Origin of the sequence: Actinomadura darangshiensis (assembly GCF_004349235.1) — a bacterium.
In the GTDB taxonomy this organism is placed as follows: Bacteria; Actinomycetota; Actinomycetes; order Streptosporangiales; family Streptosporangiaceae; genus Spirillospora; species Spirillospora darangshiensis.
This window is the reverse complement of the sequence record NZ_SMKY01000056.1, coordinates 22,769-38,746: the sequence shown is the minus strand read 5'-3', so window position 1 is coordinate 38,746 and position 15,978 is coordinate 22,769. Positions and strand designations below refer to the sequence as shown.

Annotated in this window: 17 protein-coding genes and 1 pseudogene; 11 read left to right on the top strand and 7 right to left on the bottom strand. The window is 72.5% G+C overall.

The window, feature by feature from the left end; genetic code table 11:
• Window positions 1-153 precede the first annotated feature (153 nt).
• A pseudogene (locus E1293_RS50715) lies at window positions 154-417 on the top strand (TAXI family TRAP transporter solute-binding subunit); the annotation flags it as partial.
• Here E1293_RS50715 and E1293_RS15205 read toward each other — a convergent pair.
• Both E1293_RS15205 and E1293_RS15200 read right to left on the bottom strand, forming a co-directional pair.
• Entirely contained in the window at window positions 353-1,477 is a 1,125-nt protein-coding gene (locus E1293_RS15205; RefSeq protein WP_424923633.1) for a sensor histidine kinase, read from the bottom strand. The pseudogene E1293_RS50715 and the gene E1293_RS15205 overlap by 65 nt on opposite strands.
• Before the next feature lie 409 nt (window positions 1,478-1,886).
• Complete coding sequence (locus E1293_RS15200; protein ID WP_132198038.1) at window positions 1,887-2,576, bottom strand: response regulator transcription factor; 690 nt, start codon at window positions 2,574-2,576, stop codon at window positions 1,887-1,889.
• 202 nt (window positions 2,577-2,778) lie between these two features.
• On the opposite strand from E1293_RS15200, the gene E1293_RS15195 reads away from it, so the two are divergent.
• The 7 genes from E1293_RS15195 to E1293_RS15165 all read left to right on the top strand — a co-directional run bounded on the left by E1293_RS15195 (window position 2,779) and on the right by E1293_RS15165 (window position 8,607).
• Window positions 2,779-4,005, top strand: a complete 1,227-nt coding sequence (locus E1293_RS15195; protein WP_132198037.1) for an amino acid ABC transporter substrate-binding protein — start codon at window positions 2,779-2,781, stop codon at window positions 4,003-4,005.
• Window positions 4,002-4,889: a branched-chain amino acid ABC transporter permease gene (locus E1293_RS15190; protein WP_132198036.1), complete on the top strand. Its 888-nt coding sequence runs from the start codon at window positions 4,002-4,004 to the stop codon at window positions 4,887-4,889. Before E1293_RS15195 ends, E1293_RS15190 begins: the two co-directional genes overlap by 4 nt.
• A 2-nt stretch (window positions 4,890-4,891) precedes the next feature.
• A complete protein-coding gene (locus E1293_RS15185) occupies window positions 4,892-5,935 on the top strand; it encodes a branched-chain amino acid ABC transporter permease (RefSeq protein WP_132198035.1) in 1,044 nt (347 codons plus the stop codon).
• On the top strand, window positions 5,932-6,726 hold the full coding sequence (locus tag E1293_RS15180) for an ABC transporter ATP-binding protein (RefSeq protein WP_132198034.1): 795 nt from the start codon (window positions 5,932-5,934) through the stop codon (window positions 6,724-6,726). Before E1293_RS15185 ends, E1293_RS15180 begins: the two co-directional genes overlap by 4 nt.
• Window positions 6,723-7,454 carry an ABC transporter ATP-binding protein gene (locus E1293_RS15175; protein ID WP_132198033.1) on the top strand — a complete coding sequence of 244 codons (732 nt, stop codon included), beginning with the start codon at window positions 6,723-6,725 and terminating at the stop codon, window positions 7,452-7,454. The genes E1293_RS15180 and E1293_RS15175 overlap by 4 nt, the downstream gene beginning before the upstream one ends.
• Window positions 7,455-7,553: 99 nt before the next feature.
• Complete coding sequence (locus E1293_RS15170) at window positions 7,554-8,036, top strand: SH3 domain-containing protein (protein WP_132198032.1); 483 nt, start codon at window positions 7,554-7,556, stop codon at window positions 8,034-8,036.
• Between the two features lie 73 nt (window positions 8,037-8,109).
• A complete protein-coding gene (locus E1293_RS15165; RefSeq protein WP_132198031.1) occupies window positions 8,110-8,607 on the top strand; it encodes a DinB family protein in 498 nt (165 codons plus the stop codon).
• Here the strand turns inward: E1293_RS15165 and E1293_RS15160 are convergent.
• The 3 genes from E1293_RS15160 to E1293_RS15150 all read right to left on the bottom strand — a co-directional run bounded on the left by E1293_RS15160 (window position 8,604) and on the right by E1293_RS15150 (window position 11,774).
• On the bottom strand, window positions 8,604-9,638 hold the full coding sequence (locus E1293_RS15160) for a chitinase (protein ID WP_132198030.1): 1,035 nt from the start codon (window positions 9,636-9,638) through the stop codon (window positions 8,604-8,606). The two genes, E1293_RS15165 and E1293_RS15160, sit on opposite strands and share 4 nt — an antisense overlap.
• Window positions 9,639-9,735: 97 nt before the next feature.
• Window positions 9,736-11,091 (bottom strand): sensor histidine kinase, encoded by a 1,356-nt coding sequence (locus E1293_RS15155; RefSeq protein ID WP_132198029.1) that lies wholly within the window; start codon window positions 11,089-11,091, stop codon window positions 9,736-9,738.
• Window positions 11,088-11,774, bottom strand: coding sequence for a response regulator transcription factor (locus E1293_RS15150; RefSeq protein ID WP_207938867.1), 687 nt, complete (start codon window positions 11,772-11,774; stop codon window positions 11,088-11,090). The genes E1293_RS15155 and E1293_RS15150 overlap by 4 nt, the downstream gene beginning before the upstream one ends.
• A 27-nt stretch (window positions 11,775-11,801) precedes the next feature.
• Here E1293_RS15150 and E1293_RS15145 point away from each other — a divergent pair, with 27 nt between their 5' ends.
• Together E1293_RS15145 and E1293_RS15140 are read left to right on the top strand one after the other, a co-directional pair.
• Window positions 11,802-12,326: a hypothetical protein gene (locus tag E1293_RS15145; protein WP_132198028.1), complete on the top strand. Its 525-nt coding sequence runs from the start codon at window positions 11,802-11,804 to the stop codon at window positions 12,324-12,326.
• A 121-nt stretch (window positions 12,327-12,447) separates the two neighbouring features.
• Complete coding sequence (locus E1293_RS15140; protein ID WP_132198027.1) at window positions 12,448-13,779, top strand: MFS transporter; 1,332 nt, start codon at window positions 12,448-12,450, stop codon at window positions 13,777-13,779.
• Here the strand turns inward: E1293_RS15140 and E1293_RS15135 are convergent.
• The gene (locus E1293_RS15135; RefSeq protein WP_132198026.1) at window positions 13,763-14,395 is read right to left on the bottom strand and encodes a PaaI family thioesterase; all 633 of its coding nucleotides are present in this window, start codon (window positions 14,393-14,395) and stop codon (window positions 13,763-13,765) included. The two genes, E1293_RS15140 and E1293_RS15135, sit on opposite strands and share 17 nt — an antisense overlap.
• A gap of 202 nt (window positions 14,396-14,597) precedes the next feature.
• Here E1293_RS15135 and E1293_RS15130 point away from each other — a divergent pair, with 202 nt between their 5' ends.
• Window positions 14,598-15,146, top strand: coding sequence for a DUF4870 domain-containing protein (locus E1293_RS15130; protein WP_132198025.1), 549 nt, complete (start codon window positions 14,598-14,600; stop codon window positions 15,144-15,146).
• Between the two features lies 1 nt (window position 15,147).
• Here E1293_RS15130 and E1293_RS15125 read toward each other — a convergent pair whose 3' ends face one another.
• Complete coding sequence (locus E1293_RS15125; protein ID WP_132198024.1) at window positions 15,148-15,972, bottom strand: LLM class F420-dependent oxidoreductase; 825 nt, start codon at window positions 15,970-15,972, stop codon at window positions 15,148-15,150.
• Window positions 15,973-15,978 lie beyond the last annotated feature (6 nt).

The window sequence follows — 15,978 nt, the reverse complement described above, 5'->3', positions numbered from 1 at the left end:
GTTGCTCACGGTCGCGGGGGTGAAGCAGGGGGACGTGCGGATCCGCCGATTGCAGGTCGGGGATGCCGCTGATGCGCTGAGGGGCGGGCGTATCGACGCCTTCTTCTTCTCTGGGGGTTGCCTACCGGGGCGATCGCTGAGTTGGCGCAGGTCGTGCCTATTCGGCTGATTGATTTGAGTGCGTTCGTCGAGCCGTTGAAGCGGCGGTACCGGGCGTTCTATGAGGAGCGGTCGATTCTGGCGTCGACGTATGGGCTTGCGGGGCAGGTCCGGACGATCGGGGTGCCGAACTATCTGGTGGTCAATGCCTCCATGCCTGATGAGCGGGCCTATCAGCTGACCCGGCTGCTCTTCACGCGACGGGACGAGTTGGCCGCCGCGCACCCGGAAGCGCTGCATCTGAACCGGAGGTCGGCGGTCTCGACGTACCCGCTGCCCTTGCATCCGGGCGCGATGCGGTACTACCGGGAGGCGAAGCGGCAGGGCTGACCGCGGGCAGGACGACCGTGGCGTGCAGGCCGTGCGGGTGGGCCGGGTGGAGCCGCAGGGCGCCGCCGGACGCCTCGGCCAGGGCCGTGGCGATGCTCAGGCCGAGGCCGGTGCCGTCGATGTTCTGGTGTTCCGGTCTGCGCCAGAAGCGCTGGGCGGCGTTGGCCAGGTCGGACGCGGGGATGCCCGGGCCGTCGTCCACGACGTCGATGGCGACGGTGGGGCCGTCGGACGTGTGGAAGGGGCGCGAGACGGCGACGGTGACGGTCGAGCCGCGGCCGGCGAACTTGATCGCGTTGTCCAGGAGGGCGTCGAGGATCTGGCCGACGCCGTCATGGGCGGCGAGGACGGCCGCGTGCTTCGCGCCGCGGTGCCGGACGCGCACCCCGGACGGGTTGTGGCGCAGGGCGTTCACGCGTTCCCGCGCGACCCGGCCGCAGTCGACCGCGGCGAGGCAGTAGCCGCCGCCTTCCGCGCGGGCCAGGGCGAGGATGCCGTCCAGGATGCGGCCCAGCCGGGTGACCTCGTCGATGGCCAGGGCGAGGTCGCGTTCCCCGCCGGGCGGCACGTGCGGGGCGAGGTTCTCCACGCGCAGGCGCAGTGCGGCGAGCGGGTTGCGCATCTGGTGGCCGGCGTAGGAGACGAACGACCGCTGCTGTTCGAGGACCTGCCCGACCGCCGTGACCATCGCGTTGAAGTGCTCGCCGAGCCGCCGCAGTTCGGCGGGGCCGGTCGTCACCGGCACCCGCGCCTGCCACTGGCCGGCGGACAGTTCGCCGGTGACCTCGTCCAGACGGCGGACGGGGCGCAGCACCCACCGGGTCAGCGGGACGGCGGCGAGCCCGAAGACGAGCAGCGCGGCGAGGCCGGCGGCGGCCAGTTCGGCCCACCGGGTGAGGGTGTGGTCGCGGACGGCGGTGGTCGGGGAGATGGTGATGACGGCGGCGACGACCCGGCCGCCGAGGCCGACCGGCTCCGCCACGACCATCGGAGCGCGCCGCCACGGCCACACCACCTCCTTGCTGTCGGAACGTTCCCCGGAGAGGGCGTCGCGTACCCGGAGCCGGGCGGTCTCGTCGAGGGCGAGACCGCCGCGGGAGGACAGGACGACGGAGCCGTTGCGGTCGACGACGGCGGTCGCGATGCCGTACAGGTCGTCGTAGCGGGTGAGCTCGGCGCGCAGCGTGACCAGCTCGCCGGTGCGCAGCGCCGGTTCGGTGAGGGATGCGAAGCGGGCGGTGTCGTTCAGCTGGTCGATGAACAGGCTCTGGGTGCCGCGGGCGGCGAACGCGATGGCGAGCGGCACCTCCAGCGCGGCCAGCACCAGCAGCAGCAGCGACGCGTAGAGCACCAGCATCCGGCGCAGCATGCCTCCCACCCTCCCGGCCGCAGCCGCCTCACGTGCCCTTCGCGCCGCTGGGCTCGGCCGTGTCGTCGCGGACGGCGAGCCGGTAGCCCACGCCGTGCACGGTCTGGATGACCGACGGGTCGCCGAGCTTGGCCCGCAGCGTCGCCATGTGCACGTCGAGGGTGCGCCGCCCGCCCGGCCACGTGCTGTGCCACACCTCGGCGAGGAGTCGTTCGCGGGAGACGACGACGCCGGGGTCGCGGGCGAGGGCGGCGAGCAGCGCGAACTCCTTGCGGGTCAGCGCGATCTCGGCGCCGCCGGCGGCGGTGACGAGCCGCCGGGCGGTGTCGACGCGGAGGCCGTGCACGGTCACGGCGGGGCGCGCGGCGGGCCGGACGCGCCGCATGACCGCGTCGATGCGGGCGCTCAGCTCGGCGATGCCGAACGGCTTGACCAGGTAGTCGTCGGCGCCGGAGCGCAGCCCGATGACGCGGTCGCGTTCCTCCCCGCGGGCGGTGATGGCGATGATGGCGACGTCGCCGGCGCCGCGCAGCCGCCGGCACACCTCGATGCCGTCGAGGTCGGGCAGGCCGAGGTCCAGCAGGACGAGGTCGGGCTCGGGGGCGTCCAGCGCGGCGGCCGCGGTGCTCGCCCGGGACACGTCGAAGCCCTGCCGGCGCAGCGCCACCATGAGGGCGTCGGCGAACCGGTCATCGTCCTCGACGAGCAGGATTCGCATCGCCCATTACTGTAAGAATCCGAACGCTCGCTGCATACAGCCCGGATCCTAGAAAAATCTCAAATTTCGCACTCCGCCCTTTCCGGTGCGCAGCCGGCCCCGTTTACCTTCCCGTGCATAAGCGCTGGTACAGGCGCTTGGGCCGCTCCTTCGATCGGGGCGGACGGCGGCCCGGCCGATTCGAGGAGAACGGGCGGACGACATGCACACCAGGAAGGCTGCGGCACTGGTCACGGCGGTCGCGCTGGTAGCGGCCGGATGCGGGTCGAAGGGCGAGCACAAGGCGAGCGGCGGCGGGGACACCCTGCAGATCGGCGCGTCCCTGTCGCTCACCGGGTCGCTGGCCCGCGAGGGCGGCCTCACCAAGGAGGGCTACGAGCTCTGCCGGCAGGCGGTGAACGCCAAGGGCGGGGTCCCGGTCGGCTCGAAGAAGCTCAAGCTGGACATCAAGTACCAGGACGACACGTCCAAGCCGGACACGGCCGCGCAGCTCGTCGACCAGTTCAACGACAAGGGCGTCAAGCTGATCCTGGGTCCCTACGGTTCGGCGACGACCGAGGCGGCCGCCGCGGTGATCGAGCGCAACGGCCAGGTGATGGCCGACAGCTCCGGCGCCGACGACAAGATCTTCCAGAAGGGGTACAGGCGGACGTTCGCCGCCCTGTCCCCCGCCCACTCCTACGCCGCGTCCATGGTCCAGGCGATCAACGAGATGGCCAAGCCGAAGCCGAGCACGATGGCGTTCCTGTCCGCCGACGACGGGTTCTCCAAGACCGTCGCCGAGTCGGGCGCCGAGGAGGCGCGGCGGCTCGGCTTCAAGGTCGTGGCCACCGAGTATTTCCCGAGCGGCACCTCCGACGTCTCGTCCGCGCTCACCAAGGTCAAGCCGATGAAGCCGGACGTGATCATCGGTTCGGTGCACGTCGCCGAGGGCATCGCGATCATCAAGCAGGCCAGGGAGCTGGGCGTCAGGCCCGCCGGCGGGTTCGCCGAGACGGTGGCGCCGCCGACGCCCGACTTCGCCAAGTCGCTCGGCGCGGACGCCGAGGGCGTTCTCGGCTCCACGCAGTGGACCGACACGACGACCGGCAAGGACAAGTGGATCGGCTCCGCGAAGGACTACGCGACGGCGTTCAAGGCCGCGTACGGCGGCCGCGCACCCGAGTACCACGGCGCGGAGGCGACCGCGGCCTGCCTCGCCCTGGTCTTCGCCGTGGAGAAGGCCGGAAGCACCGACGCGGACAAGGTCCGCGACGCCCTCGCAGGGCTGAACGAGCCGACCTTCTTCGGGCCGCTGAAGTTCACCGCACAGGGCCAGAACCTGACCAAGAAGATGCAGGTCGTCCAGATCCAGAAGGGCAGGCCGGTCAGCGTGTGGCCGAAGGACGTCGCCGAGGCGCCGATGGTCTGGCCGGGCACCGGGAAATGAGCCAGTTCCTGCAGGCGACCGTCTACGGGCTGCTCCAGGGCGGGCTGCTGGCGCTGATCGCCGTCGGGTTCTCCCTCGTGTGGGGCGTGATGAACGTCATCAACCTCGCGCACGGAGCGTTCGTCCTCGTGGGCGCCTACCTGACGTTCGAGCTGAACCAGCGGTTCGGCCTGGACCCGTTCGCCGCGATCGTGCCGGTCGGCATCGCGCTGTTCGCCGCCGGGTACCTGGTGCAGCGCGGGCTGATCAACATGGTCGTGAAGGCGCCGATCTTCATCACGCTGCTGCTCACGTTCGGGCTGGAGCTGGTCCTGGTCAACGGCCTGGTCCTGCTGTACTCCGGCGACTACCGGTCGGTCACGACCGGGTACGCCGGGGACGGCTTCACGCTGCTCACCGGCGTCCGCGTCCCGCTCGGGCGGCTGCTGGCGGCGGCCGTGGCGCTCGCCATCACGCTGGTCCTCGTCGCGGTGATGCGGCACACCCGCACCGGCCTGGCGATCCTGGCCACCGGCATGGACCGCGGCGCGGCCCGGCTGATGGGCATCCGCGCGCGGCACGTCTACGCGCTCACGTTCGGGATCGCCACCGCGATGGCGGGCACGGCCGGCGCGGCGGTCAGCGCCGTCGGGACGTTCAGTCCCGCCGACGCCGGGCGTTTCACCCTGTTCAGCTTCGTCGCCGCCGTGCTCGGCGGGCTCGGCAACATGTACGGCGCGCTGATCGGCGGGATCGTCCTCGGCCTCGTCGAGGCGTGGGGCGGGCAGCTCCTGCCCGGCACGCTGGTCAACGCCGTCGCCTTCGGCGTGCTCGTCGTCGTCCTGGCCGTCCGCCCGCAGGGCATCGCCGGACGGGCGTTCTACGCGAGCCGGGTGGAGGTGTGAGCATGGAGACGAGCACCGCCGCGGCCGGCACCGGCCAGGGCGAGAAGGCGCCCGTTCCGAGAGGACGCCGTCCCGCGTGGCTGCCGTGGGCCGTCGGGGCCGTCGCCGTCCTGGCCTGCCTGGGCCTGCAGAGCCAGCTCTACTCGGGCCAGGAGCGGACGGTCACCACGGTCTTCATGTTCGTCACGCTCGCGGTCGGGTGGAACCTCATCGGCGGGTTCACCGGCTACGCGTGCTTCGGGCAGGTCGGCTTCTTCGGCCTCGGCGCCTACACCACGGTCGTCCTCATGGTCCACGGCGACCTGTCGTTCTGGGTCGCCTGGCCGATCTCGGCGGTGGTCGCGGCCGTGTTCGCCGCCGCGATCGGGCTGCCGCTGCTGCGCCTCAAGGGGCACTACTTCGCGGTGGCGACGCTGGGCGTCGCGGAGGGCCTGCGCGAACTCGTCACCAACGTCCCGCGCTGGACGGGCGGCGGGGCGGGCATCACCATCCCGTCGACCGGCGCCAAGGCGCCCACCCTGTGGCTCGGCAATGACGGCTTCTACCTGCTGTTCCTCGGCCTCGGCGCGGTGTCGGCCCTGGTCGCGGCGCTCATCTCGCGCGGCCGCACCGGATACGCCCTGCGCGCCATCAACCAGGACGAGGACGCCGCCGCCGCGCTGGGCATCAACACCACCTGGGCGAAGACGGTCGCGTTCGGGATGTCCGCCGCGCTGACCGGCGCGGCCGGGTCCGCCTACGCCTTCCAGCAGGTCACCATCTACCCCGAGCGCCTGTTCGACGTGAACATCACGGTGCTGATGGTCGTGATGGTGGTGATCGGCGGGTCCGGGACGGTCTCGGGCCCGATCCTCGGCGCGCTCGGCATCGCCGTCGTCTCGGAGTACCTGCGGCAGCACTTCGCGCAGTGGCACAGCTTCACCCTCGGCGTGCTCATCATCGTGGCGGTGATCCTGCTGCCGCAGGGCCTGGTCAACTTCGTCCGGGACGCGGTGCGCATGCGCGACTTCTCGCTCCTGTCCAACGTGCGGAGGTACCGGCTATGACCGAGCCGGAGGCGACCCCGCCGACCGCCGGAACCGCGACCGACGAATCGCCCGTCCTGCGGACGGAGGGGCTGGAACGCCGCTTCGGCGGGCTGCTGGCGGTGTCCGGCGTCGACCTGGCGCTGCCGCCCGGCCGGACGCTGGGCGTGATCGGCCCGAACGGCGCGGGCAAGAGCACGCTGGTCAACCTCATCAGCGGACATCTCAAGCCGACCGCCGGTACCGTCCACGTGGGCGGCAAGGACCTCACCGGGGCGCGGCCGTGGCGGGTCGCGCACGCGGGCGTCGCCCGCACCTTCCAGATCGTCAAGCCGTTCCGCGGCCTCACCGTCGCCGACAACGTGGCGGTGGCCGCGATGTTCGGCCCGTCGCCCGTCCGCACCCCCGCGCACGCGCGCCGGGAGGCGGCGCAGGTGCTGGAGCGGGTCGGGCTCGGCGGCCGGGGCGACGTCCCGCCGGCCGAGCTGTCGGTCGCCGACGCGCGGCGGCTGGAACTGGCGAAGGCGCTGGCGCTGCGGCCGCGCGTCCTGCTGCTGGACGAGGTGCTCGCCGGGCTGCGGCCCGCCGAGATCGACCCGGCGCTGCGGCTCATCGACGAGCTGCGCCGCGACGGCCTGGCCGTGCTGATCATCGAGCACATCATCCAGGCGATCGCCGCGATCTCCGACGAGGTGCTGGTGCTGCACCACGGCACCGTCCTCACCCAGGGCCCGCCCCGCCAGGTGCTCAGCGACGAGCGGGTCGTCGAGGCCTATCTCGGGCACCGCTACACCAGGAAGAACCGCTCATGATGCTGGAGATCGACCGGCTCACGGCCGGCTACGGGCGGGTCCGGGTGCTGCACGAGGTGTCCCTCGACGTCGGCGAGGGGGAGATCGTCGCGCTCGTCGGGCCCAACGGCGCGGGCAAGTCCACACTGCTGCGGGCCGTCACCGCGATGATCCCCGACCGGAGCGGAACGCTCGTCCTCGCCGGGCGGTCGCTGATCGGCGCGTCCGTGGAGGCGGTGGCCGCGGCGGGCGTCGCGCACGTGCCGGAGGGGCGGCGGCTGTTCCCCGGCCTGACCGTCCGCGACAACCTGCGCCTCGGCGGCTGGCTCGGCCGCAACAAGGACCTCGCCCCGGTGCTGGAGATGTTCCCGGTGCTGGGCGACCGCCTCAGCCAGGTCGCGGGCAGCCTGTCCGGCGGCGAGCAGCAGATGTGCGCGATCGCGCGGGCGCTGATGAGCAGGCCGAAGCTGCTGCTCATCGACGAGCTGTCCCTCGGCCTGGCGCCACTGCTGGTGGACGAGATCCTGGCGCGGCTCGGCGGCATCGCCGCGGCGGGCACCGGCATCCTGCTGGTCGAGCAGGACGCGGGCGCCGCGCTGGAGGTCGCCCACCGCGGATACGTGCTGGAGCTGGGCGAGGTCGTGCTGGCCGGCACGACCGCCGAGCTGGCGGCCGACCCGCGGATGCGCAGCGCCTACCTCGGCGGGGAGTGGGAGGCGGACGCCGCGTCCGAGCCCGGCGGGACATGACCGGCCACGTCGGAAAAGAAGAGTCTTCATTACATTGCGTCCATATTATGTGACTCTGGGTAGTCTGCCGCTGTACGTCGCACCAACCTGGAGGAACAGATGCACGTAGGGATGAAGCTCGGCGTGGGCCTGACCGCCACCGCGCTCATCGGGAGCACGCTGAGTCTGGGCGCGGTCGCGGGGGCCGCGCAGCCGCCGCCGAAACCGGGGCACGACCAGTCGGGGCCGGCGAAGCCGCGGCCCCCGCAGGACGAGGAGGGCCACGGGCCGGGCGCCATCGTGGTGGGCCCGGAAGGAGCCGCCGCGGCGATGAACCGGCTCCTCGTCCGGGACGAGCAGCGCACCCGCTGGTGCCATGGGCGGGTCCTGCCCGCGGACGGGCTCAACGTCCGGACGGGGCCGGGCACCGGCTACGAGAAGGTCGGCGCGCTGGAGCACGGTACCTCGGTCACCACGGACTGGGACACCATCCAGCGCCGGAACGGGTACCTGTGGGTGCGGATGAGCCACCACCACTGGATCGCCGACTACAAGCTCGGTAACGGCAACGGCAAGTGGTACATCAAGTACGACAACTGCTGACCGCGCTCCCGCCGGGCCGGCGCCCTCGAAAAAGGGTTCCGGCCCGGCTTCTGCGCCCTGCTAGCGTCCCGGCATGGACAACGAGCCCTTCACCGGCAGCGAGAAGGAAATCCTGAAATACAGCCTCGACCGGCATCGTGACGCGGTGCTCTGGAAACTCGAAGGCCTGGACGAGGAGCAGGTGCGCCGGCCCATGACCCCGTCCGGGACGAGCCTCCTCGGCCTGACCAAGCACCTGGCGGCCGTCGACTACGAGTGGTTCTGCCACACGTTCGGGCGCGAGACCGAACCGCTCCCCTTCGACGACGACGACCCCGAGGCCGACCTCCGGGTCGAGCCGGACGAGACCACGGCGGACATCGTCGCGTTCTACGGGCGGGCACGGGCCGCGTCCGACCGGGTCATCGACGAGCTGGACATCGACGCGGAGGGCAAGGCCTGGTTCGGCCCGGCCGTGTCGCTGCGATGGGTGCTCGTCCACATGGTCGAGGAGACCGCGCGGCACGCCGGCCACATGGACATCGTCCGGGAGCTCATCGACGGCACTACCGGCGACCACCGGCGCGACTAGCCGGCGAGCGCCTTGGTGAAGGCGAACGGCTCCTGGTCGATGCTGCTGCACGTGGGGTCGGCCTGCGGCTTCGGCCCGCCCGCGCACGCCTTGTCGCGGTTCGCCGACCACATGGCCGTCCACGCGAGCCCCTTGTCGGACGCGAACGCGGCGACCTGCGCGGCGTCGTCCAGGGTGAAGGTCTCGGTGGCGACGTCGTTCACGCCGATCATCGGGGTGACGGCGAGCCGGCTCCACGCGGACGAGACACCCAGCGCCTCGCGGAGCTGCCCCTCGGTCGACGTCGCGGCCTGCACGGCGAGGTCGCCCATCGCCGAGGAAGGCGGTCCGTAGTCCATCGCCATGATGTTGACCGAGTCGATCGCGACGCCGTTGGCCTTGGCGTTCGCGACCAGGTTCACGCCGTCCTGCGTGAGTCCCGTGGGCAGGACGGGCAGCGTGAACGACACCTTGAGGCCCGGGTGCTTCTTCTGCAGCGCGGCGATGGCCTGCGCGCGGCGCGTGTTGGCGGCGGTGTCCGGGAGCGCGGCACCCTCGATGTCGAAGTCCGCCCGGGAGAGGTCGAACGCGGTGACGACCTTGTCGTAGGCGGCGGTGAGCGCGTCGGCGCTCGTGCAGGCGAGACCGAGCTCGCTGCCGGACGCGCCGCCGAACGAGACGCGGATGTCGCCGCCGGCCGCGCGCAGGGCCTCCGCCTGGTTCGCGACCGGGTTCGCGTCCAGTTCGGTGGTCCCGCCCCATTTCGGTGTGCAGCCGCCACCGGAGGTGATGAACGCCAGCGTGAACGTCTTGACGCCGGTCTTCTTCGCCGTGTCGACGAGGTCGAACGGCGGGTAGAGGCTGCCGTCGACGTAGGGGGCGAACTCGGGTCCGGCGTCGGCGACGTGGACGGCCTGGACCTTGTAGGAGCTGGGCGCCGTGGGGATGTTCCCGCTGGCGAGGATCGCGGTGACGGCGATGAGGACGGCGACGGCGAGGCCGACGACACCGATCAGGCCGGCGGCGACGTACTGAGGGCGGGGGCGTTTCATGCCGACGAAGCTAGGGCCGCGCGGAACCGCCGCCCGCATGGTTAAGGCACATTTAAGCCCGGACTATGCCGATCCGGGTGCGTGGAGGCCGCAGCCGTCAAGCGCGGCTGGTGCGGGAGTGCCGGCGGCGCCCGACGAGCCTGCGGGAGCGGCGGGTGGGCGGCAGCCACCGCGTCCGGAACCACATCTGCACCTGGGCGCCGCCGAGGACGCTGCGGTGGATGCGCAGGTAGCCGCCGGTCGCCTCGGCGGCGCGGCGGGCGATGTCCAGGCCGAGGCCGGTGGACCCGCCGCCGCTGCTGCCGCGCTTCAGCGCCGCGTCCGGGTCGCTGATGCCGGGCCCGCCGTCGGCGACGAGGATGCCGGTGGTGCCCTGCCCCTGGTGCAGCGTGACGACGAAGCCGGTGCCCTCCGCGGTGTGCCGGAAGATGTTGCCGAGCAGGGCGTCCACGGCGGCGGCCAGCTCGGTGCCGGGGACCGGCAGCGGCGCGGGGCCCTCGGCGCCGATCAGCTCGCAGGAGCGCCCCTCGTCCTCGGCGAGGACGGACCAGAACGCGACCCGGTCGCGCAGCACCTTGGAGGCGTCGCAGCTGCCCCGCCCCGTCGGCCGCCGGACCGTCCGGATGATCTGGTCGACCTCGCGTTCGAGCCGGTCGACCGCCTCCCGGGTCTGGTCGGGGACGGACCCGTCCCCGAGCGCCTCGGCGTTGAGCCGGAGCGCGGCGAGCGGGGTGCGCAGCCGGTGCGACAGGTCGGCCGCCATCTCCCGCTCGGCCGACAGCAGCTGCACGACGTGGTCGGCCATCGCGTTGAACGCCAGCCCCGCCTCGATCAGCTCGGGCGGCCCGTCCGGCTCGATCCGGACCGACATCTCCCCGTCCCCGAACGCGCCCGCGGCCTCGGCGAGCCGCCGGGTGGAGCGGATCATGCGGGCGCCGAGCCGGTCGGCGACGGCGACGGACCCGGCGACGAGCGCGGCGGCGACGGTCGTCATGACGAGCCACGCCTTCCACACCCCGCGCGACAGGTCGTCGTCCGGCAGGAACACCTCGACGACGGCGGTACGCCCCGCGTCCAGCGACACCGGCTGCAGCAGCGCGTACCCGCCGTTCACGCGGGCGGTGTAGGAGCGGCCGCGCCGCCCGGCCTCGGTGAGCTGCCGGGGGCGCGCGCTGAAGTCGCCGTGCGGGTTGCGCGGGACGAGCCCGCCGTCCGGCATGTGCACCGTCATCCGCCCGGCCGCGCCCGCCTGGGTGCTGGCGACGGCGCGTTCGAGGGCCGCCGGGTCCTCGGTGACGACGAGGACGGGGCCGAGCGCGCTGGCCTGCCGTTCGGCGGTGGTGAGCGCCCGGTCGCGGGCGATCTCCCGGACGGTGAGGGCGAGCGGGATGAGGAACGCCAGCGCGACCATCGAGGTCACCGCCAGCGACACCAGGACGAGCGTCTTCCTCATGACCGCGGATCGGGCTCGGCCAGCCGGACCCCGACGCCGCGCACCGTGTGCAGGTAGCGGGGGGCGGCGGCGGTCTCGCCCAGCTTGCGGCGCAGCCAGGACAGGTGGACGTCGATGGTCTGGTCGTCGCCGTAGGCCTGCCGCCACACCTCGGCGAGCAGCTCGCGGCGCGCGACGACGCGGCCGGGCCGTGCGGCGAGGTAGGCGAGCAGGTCGAACTCGCGGCGGGTCAGCTCCAGCGGCGCGCCGTCCAGCAGCGCCTCGCGGCGGTCGAGGTCGATGTGCAGGCCGCCGACGCTGAGCTCGGCGGTCGGGCCGGACCGGACGGAGCGGCGCAGGACCGCGGCGAGCCGGGCGCTGAGGTGCTCGATGGAGAACGGCTTGATGAGGTAGTCGTCGGCGCCCGCGTTCAGTAACCGGACGATCTCCGGCTCGTCGTCGCGCGCCGTCGCGATGATGACCGGCACGTCGGAGATGCCGCGCAGCATCTTCAGCACCTCCGCGCCGTCGAGGTCGGGCAGCCCGAGGTCGAGGACGACGACGTCGGGCGGCGCCTGGGTGACCTCGCGCAGCGCGTCCATCGCGGTTCCGACGCTGCGCACGACATGGGACCGGACGCTCAGTTCCCTTATCAAGGCGGTCCGGACATTCGCATCATCCTCGACCACCAGAACACTCGCCATGGCCGAACCGTATGCCACCATGTGCCCATGCGTCGCGCAATGTCGTATGTTGCCCCCTGGGTGGGGGTGACCGCGCTCGCGGTGGCGTTCTCATGGCTCGGAGTGCGCGGCGTCGTGCGCGGCGCGGTGTCGGAGCGGTCGGCTCCGCCGCCGATCGCCGGGCCCGTCATCCACTCCAGCCCGTCCACGCCGCCCGGCCCGGCGACCATCGGGTCGCCGACGGCCCGGCCGAGCCCGCCGACGGGCGAGGACACCGGACCCGAACCGTCCAAGAAGCCGAAGGCACCGCCCGGCAGACCCGAGGGCGGTACCTCGCACCCGAAGCCGGCCGACAACGTCCGCAGCTACGCGACGCGCGGCGGACGTGCCGCGATGTCCTTCGAGAAGGACCGGGTGCGGCTCGTGTCGGCGACGCCGAACCCCGGCTACGAGACGCGCGTGACGCAGGCCGAGGGATGGCTGCGCGTCGATTTCCTCGCCGACGAGCACACCTCGTCGGTCGTCGCGTCCTGGTACGAGCACGACCCGGCGGTCAAGGTCTACGAGTACTGAGCGGCGGACCACGCGTTTGTAGCCCGTTTCCGGGAAAGCGGTTTCAGCCGCGGATCGCGCGGGAATCGGTCGGTCACGATTGCAGGAACCGGCGGGGGCGGTCGCACAGAAGGAAGCTCCCATGGTCCTGGATCCCGGCGAGGCCGGCCGCGCCCGCGCCGCCGACCCCGGCGAGCGCCGCGCGCAGGTCCGCAAGGCCGCCGCCGCGAGCGTCATCGGCACGTCCATCGAGTGGTACGACTTCTTCCTCTACAACACCGCCGCGGCGATCGTCTTCAAGGACGTCTTCTTCCCCGAGTCGAGCGACTACGCCGGGACGCTGTCGGCGTTCGCGACGTACGCGGTGGGGTTCGCGGCCCGTCCGGTGGGCGCGGCGATCTTCGGGCACTGGGGCGACCGGCTCGGCCGGAAGGCGACGCTCATCGTCACGCTGGTGCTGATGGGGCTGTCGAGCGCGCTGATCGGCGTGCTGCCGGGCACGGGTTCCATCGGCTGGGCCGCGCCCGTGCTGCTCGTCCTGCTGCGGATCCTGCAGGGCATCGCGGTCGGCGGCGAGTGGAGCGGCTCGGTGCTGCTGTCGATGGAGTGGGGCGACCGGAACCGGCGCGGGCTGATGGCGAGCCTGCCGCAGCTCGGCGTCCCGATCGGGCTCATCCTCGGCACCGGGATGATGACGGGGATCGCGCTGTCGGCGGAGGACGCGTTCAAGGACTGGGCGTGGCGCGTCCCGTTCCTGTTCAGCGTCGTCCTCGTCGGGATCGGGCTGTGGGTTCGCGTCCGGGTGATGGAGACGCCGCTGTTCGCCGAGGTCGTCGAGCGGGACGAGGTCGCCCGGGTACCGGTCGCCGAGGTGCTCAAGCGGCATCCCAAGGAGATCATCCTGAGCGCGCTGCTGCGCTGCTCGGAGCAGATGCCGTTCTACCTGTTCACCTCGTTCGCGCTCACCTACGTGCACGAGGACCTCGATATGGCGCAGGGGCTCGCGCTGAGCGCGGTGACCGCGGCGGCGGTGGTGGAGCTGTTCACGATCCCGGCCGCCGGCCACCTCGGCGACCGGATCGGCCCGCGGCGGGTCTACGCGACCGGCTCGGTCTGCGTGGCGATCTTCGCGTTCCCGTACTTCGCGCTGCTCAACACCGAGGTCGCGGCGCTGATCGTCGTCGCGGTCGTGGTGGCGCAGATCCCGCACGCGATCCAGTACGGGCCGCAGGCGTCGCTGATCGCCGGCACCTTCCCGACCCGGCTGCGGTACGGCGGCGCGGGCATCGGCTACCAGCTCGCCTCGGTGTTCGCGGGCGGGCCGGCGCCGCTGCTCGCGACGTGGCTGCTGCACGACTTCGGCTGGCAGGCGATCTCGATCAGCATGATCATCGCGTCGGTGCTGACGCTGACGGCGCTCGCGCTGCTGCCGGCCCCCGCCGAGGACCGCGTGGAGCTCAGTACGCCGACGTGACGAACCGCTGCGGCATGATGAACATCGCGGTCGCCTCGACCGTGACGCGGCCGTCCGGGGCGCTGATCGTCCCGGACGCGTAGACCTTGCGCCCCTCCACCCGGCTCGCCTTCGCCTCCACCTGGAGCGGGACGCCGAGCGGGGTCGGGCGGCGGTAGCGGGTCTCCAGCGTCGCGGTCATGCCGGGCGTGCCGGACGCGGCCGCCGCCATGCCGAGCGCCTGGTCGAGCACCATCGCGGAGACGCCGCCGTGCACGTACGACGGCGGGCCCTCGTACACGGCGCCGAGGGTGAACTCGCCCCGGACGATGCCGCCGGAGGCGACCGCCAGCTCGATGGGCGGCGCGAGCGGGTTGAGCGGCCCGGTGACGGGGTTGGCGACCTGCCGGTCCAGCCGGCGCTCGCCGGGCGTGACGAACGGCGGGGCGTTCCGGCGCTCGGCGGTGAGCCGCGCGGTCAGCGCCGCGACCTCGTCCGCCAGGGCGCCCGCCTCGGCGGCGTCCACGCCGGTGAGGACGACGGCCTCGGCCAGCTCCCGGACGCGGGCCGCGAGCCCGGTTAGCGCCGCGGCCTCGGCGTCGCCCAGCACGGGCCGCTCCATCGGGATCGCGCTCATCCAGCCTCCTCGCGGGGACGTCCCCCCGAACACCGCCCCATGTGGCCGAACGAAATTCTAGAAGATGCCCGCGACCGCTCCGGACAGAGGGTCCCACTGAGTGACAATTCACAGGCTTTCGATGCCCCGCGGCGGCAAGCCCGGTTCCTATAGATTCCTATGGCAACGCCTCAAGGCATTGCCGAAGACCTAAGGACCAGCCGTGACGGACCAGCCCCCGCCGCCGCCCCCCGAGCAGCCGCCACCGTACCCGGGCGCCTACGGCGTACCGCCCGGTCAGCCGCCCGGTCAGCCCCCGGGGCCGCCGCCCCCGGGCGCGCCGCCCGGAGGGGGGTACGACCCGAACTACGGCTACGGGCCGCCCGGCGTCCCGTACGGACCGCCGCAGCACGCGCACGGCGAGGAGACGACCTGGGCGATCTTCGCCTATGTCGGGAACATCCTGATCGGCTTCCTGCCGCCGCTCGTCATCTACCTGGTGAAGAAGAACGACTCGCCGTTCACCCGCTTCCACGCGGCGCAGTCGATGAACTACCAGCTCACGATGCTGATCCACCTGCTCGCGGTGGCGGCGGTCTGCGTCCCGCCGGCCATCATCCTGGAGGCGCCCGCGTTCCTCGCCCTGTTCATCCTCCCTTACGCGGAGCTGCTGATCGGCGGGTGGGTGTTCCTCATCCTGGGCGCGGTGAAGGCGGGCAAGGGCCAGTACTACAAGTTCCCGACCTTCTTCTGCTACCGGATGATCCGCTAGCTCACGGATACGAGCCCGCGTACTCGTCCAGGACCGGCAGGACGGCCTCGCGGCCGCCGGAGGGAACCCGCAGCACGACCTCCTCGATCCCGAGCGAGGCGTAGTAGGCGAGCTTCTCCTCGGTGGGCAGCGTCCCGAACGGGACCACCCGCACCATGTCCCGGCCCGCGTCCGCGCAGGCGCGGCGCAGGCCGGGCAGCGCCTCCCGGATCCCGGCGCCGCCGATCGGCAGCCACCCGTCCCCGTACTCGGCGATGTGCGCGAACAGCGTCGGCCCTGGCGCGCCGCCGAGCAGCACGGGAATCCGGCCGGACGGCTTGGGCCACGACCAGCTCGCGTCGAAGTTCACGAACTCGCCCTTGAAGGACGCCTCCTCCTCCGTCCACAGAGCCCGCATGGCGAAGACGTGCTCGCGCACCATGGCCCGCCGCCGCTTCCAGGGGACGCCGTGGTCGGCGCCCTCCTCCGCGTTCCAGCCGTAGCCGACCCCGAGGACGACCCGTCCGGGTGCGAGCCGCTCCAACGTGGCGACGGCCTTGGCCGTGACGATCGGCTCGCGCTGCGCGGGCAGCAGGATGCCGGTGCCGAGGACGATCCGCTCCGTCACCGCGGCCGCCGCAGCGAGCGACACGAGCGGGTCCAGCGTGCGCGCGTACTCCTCGGGCAGCCTTTCGACACCGGTCGGCGGCGCCGTCTCCCGCGACACGGGGATATGGGTGTGCTCGGGGACGTACAGCGAGTCGAACCCGCGCTCCTCCACCGCCCTGGCCAGCTCGTAAGGCGCCATGGCCAGGTCCGTCGCGAACATCGTGATCCCGAACCGCATCCGGTC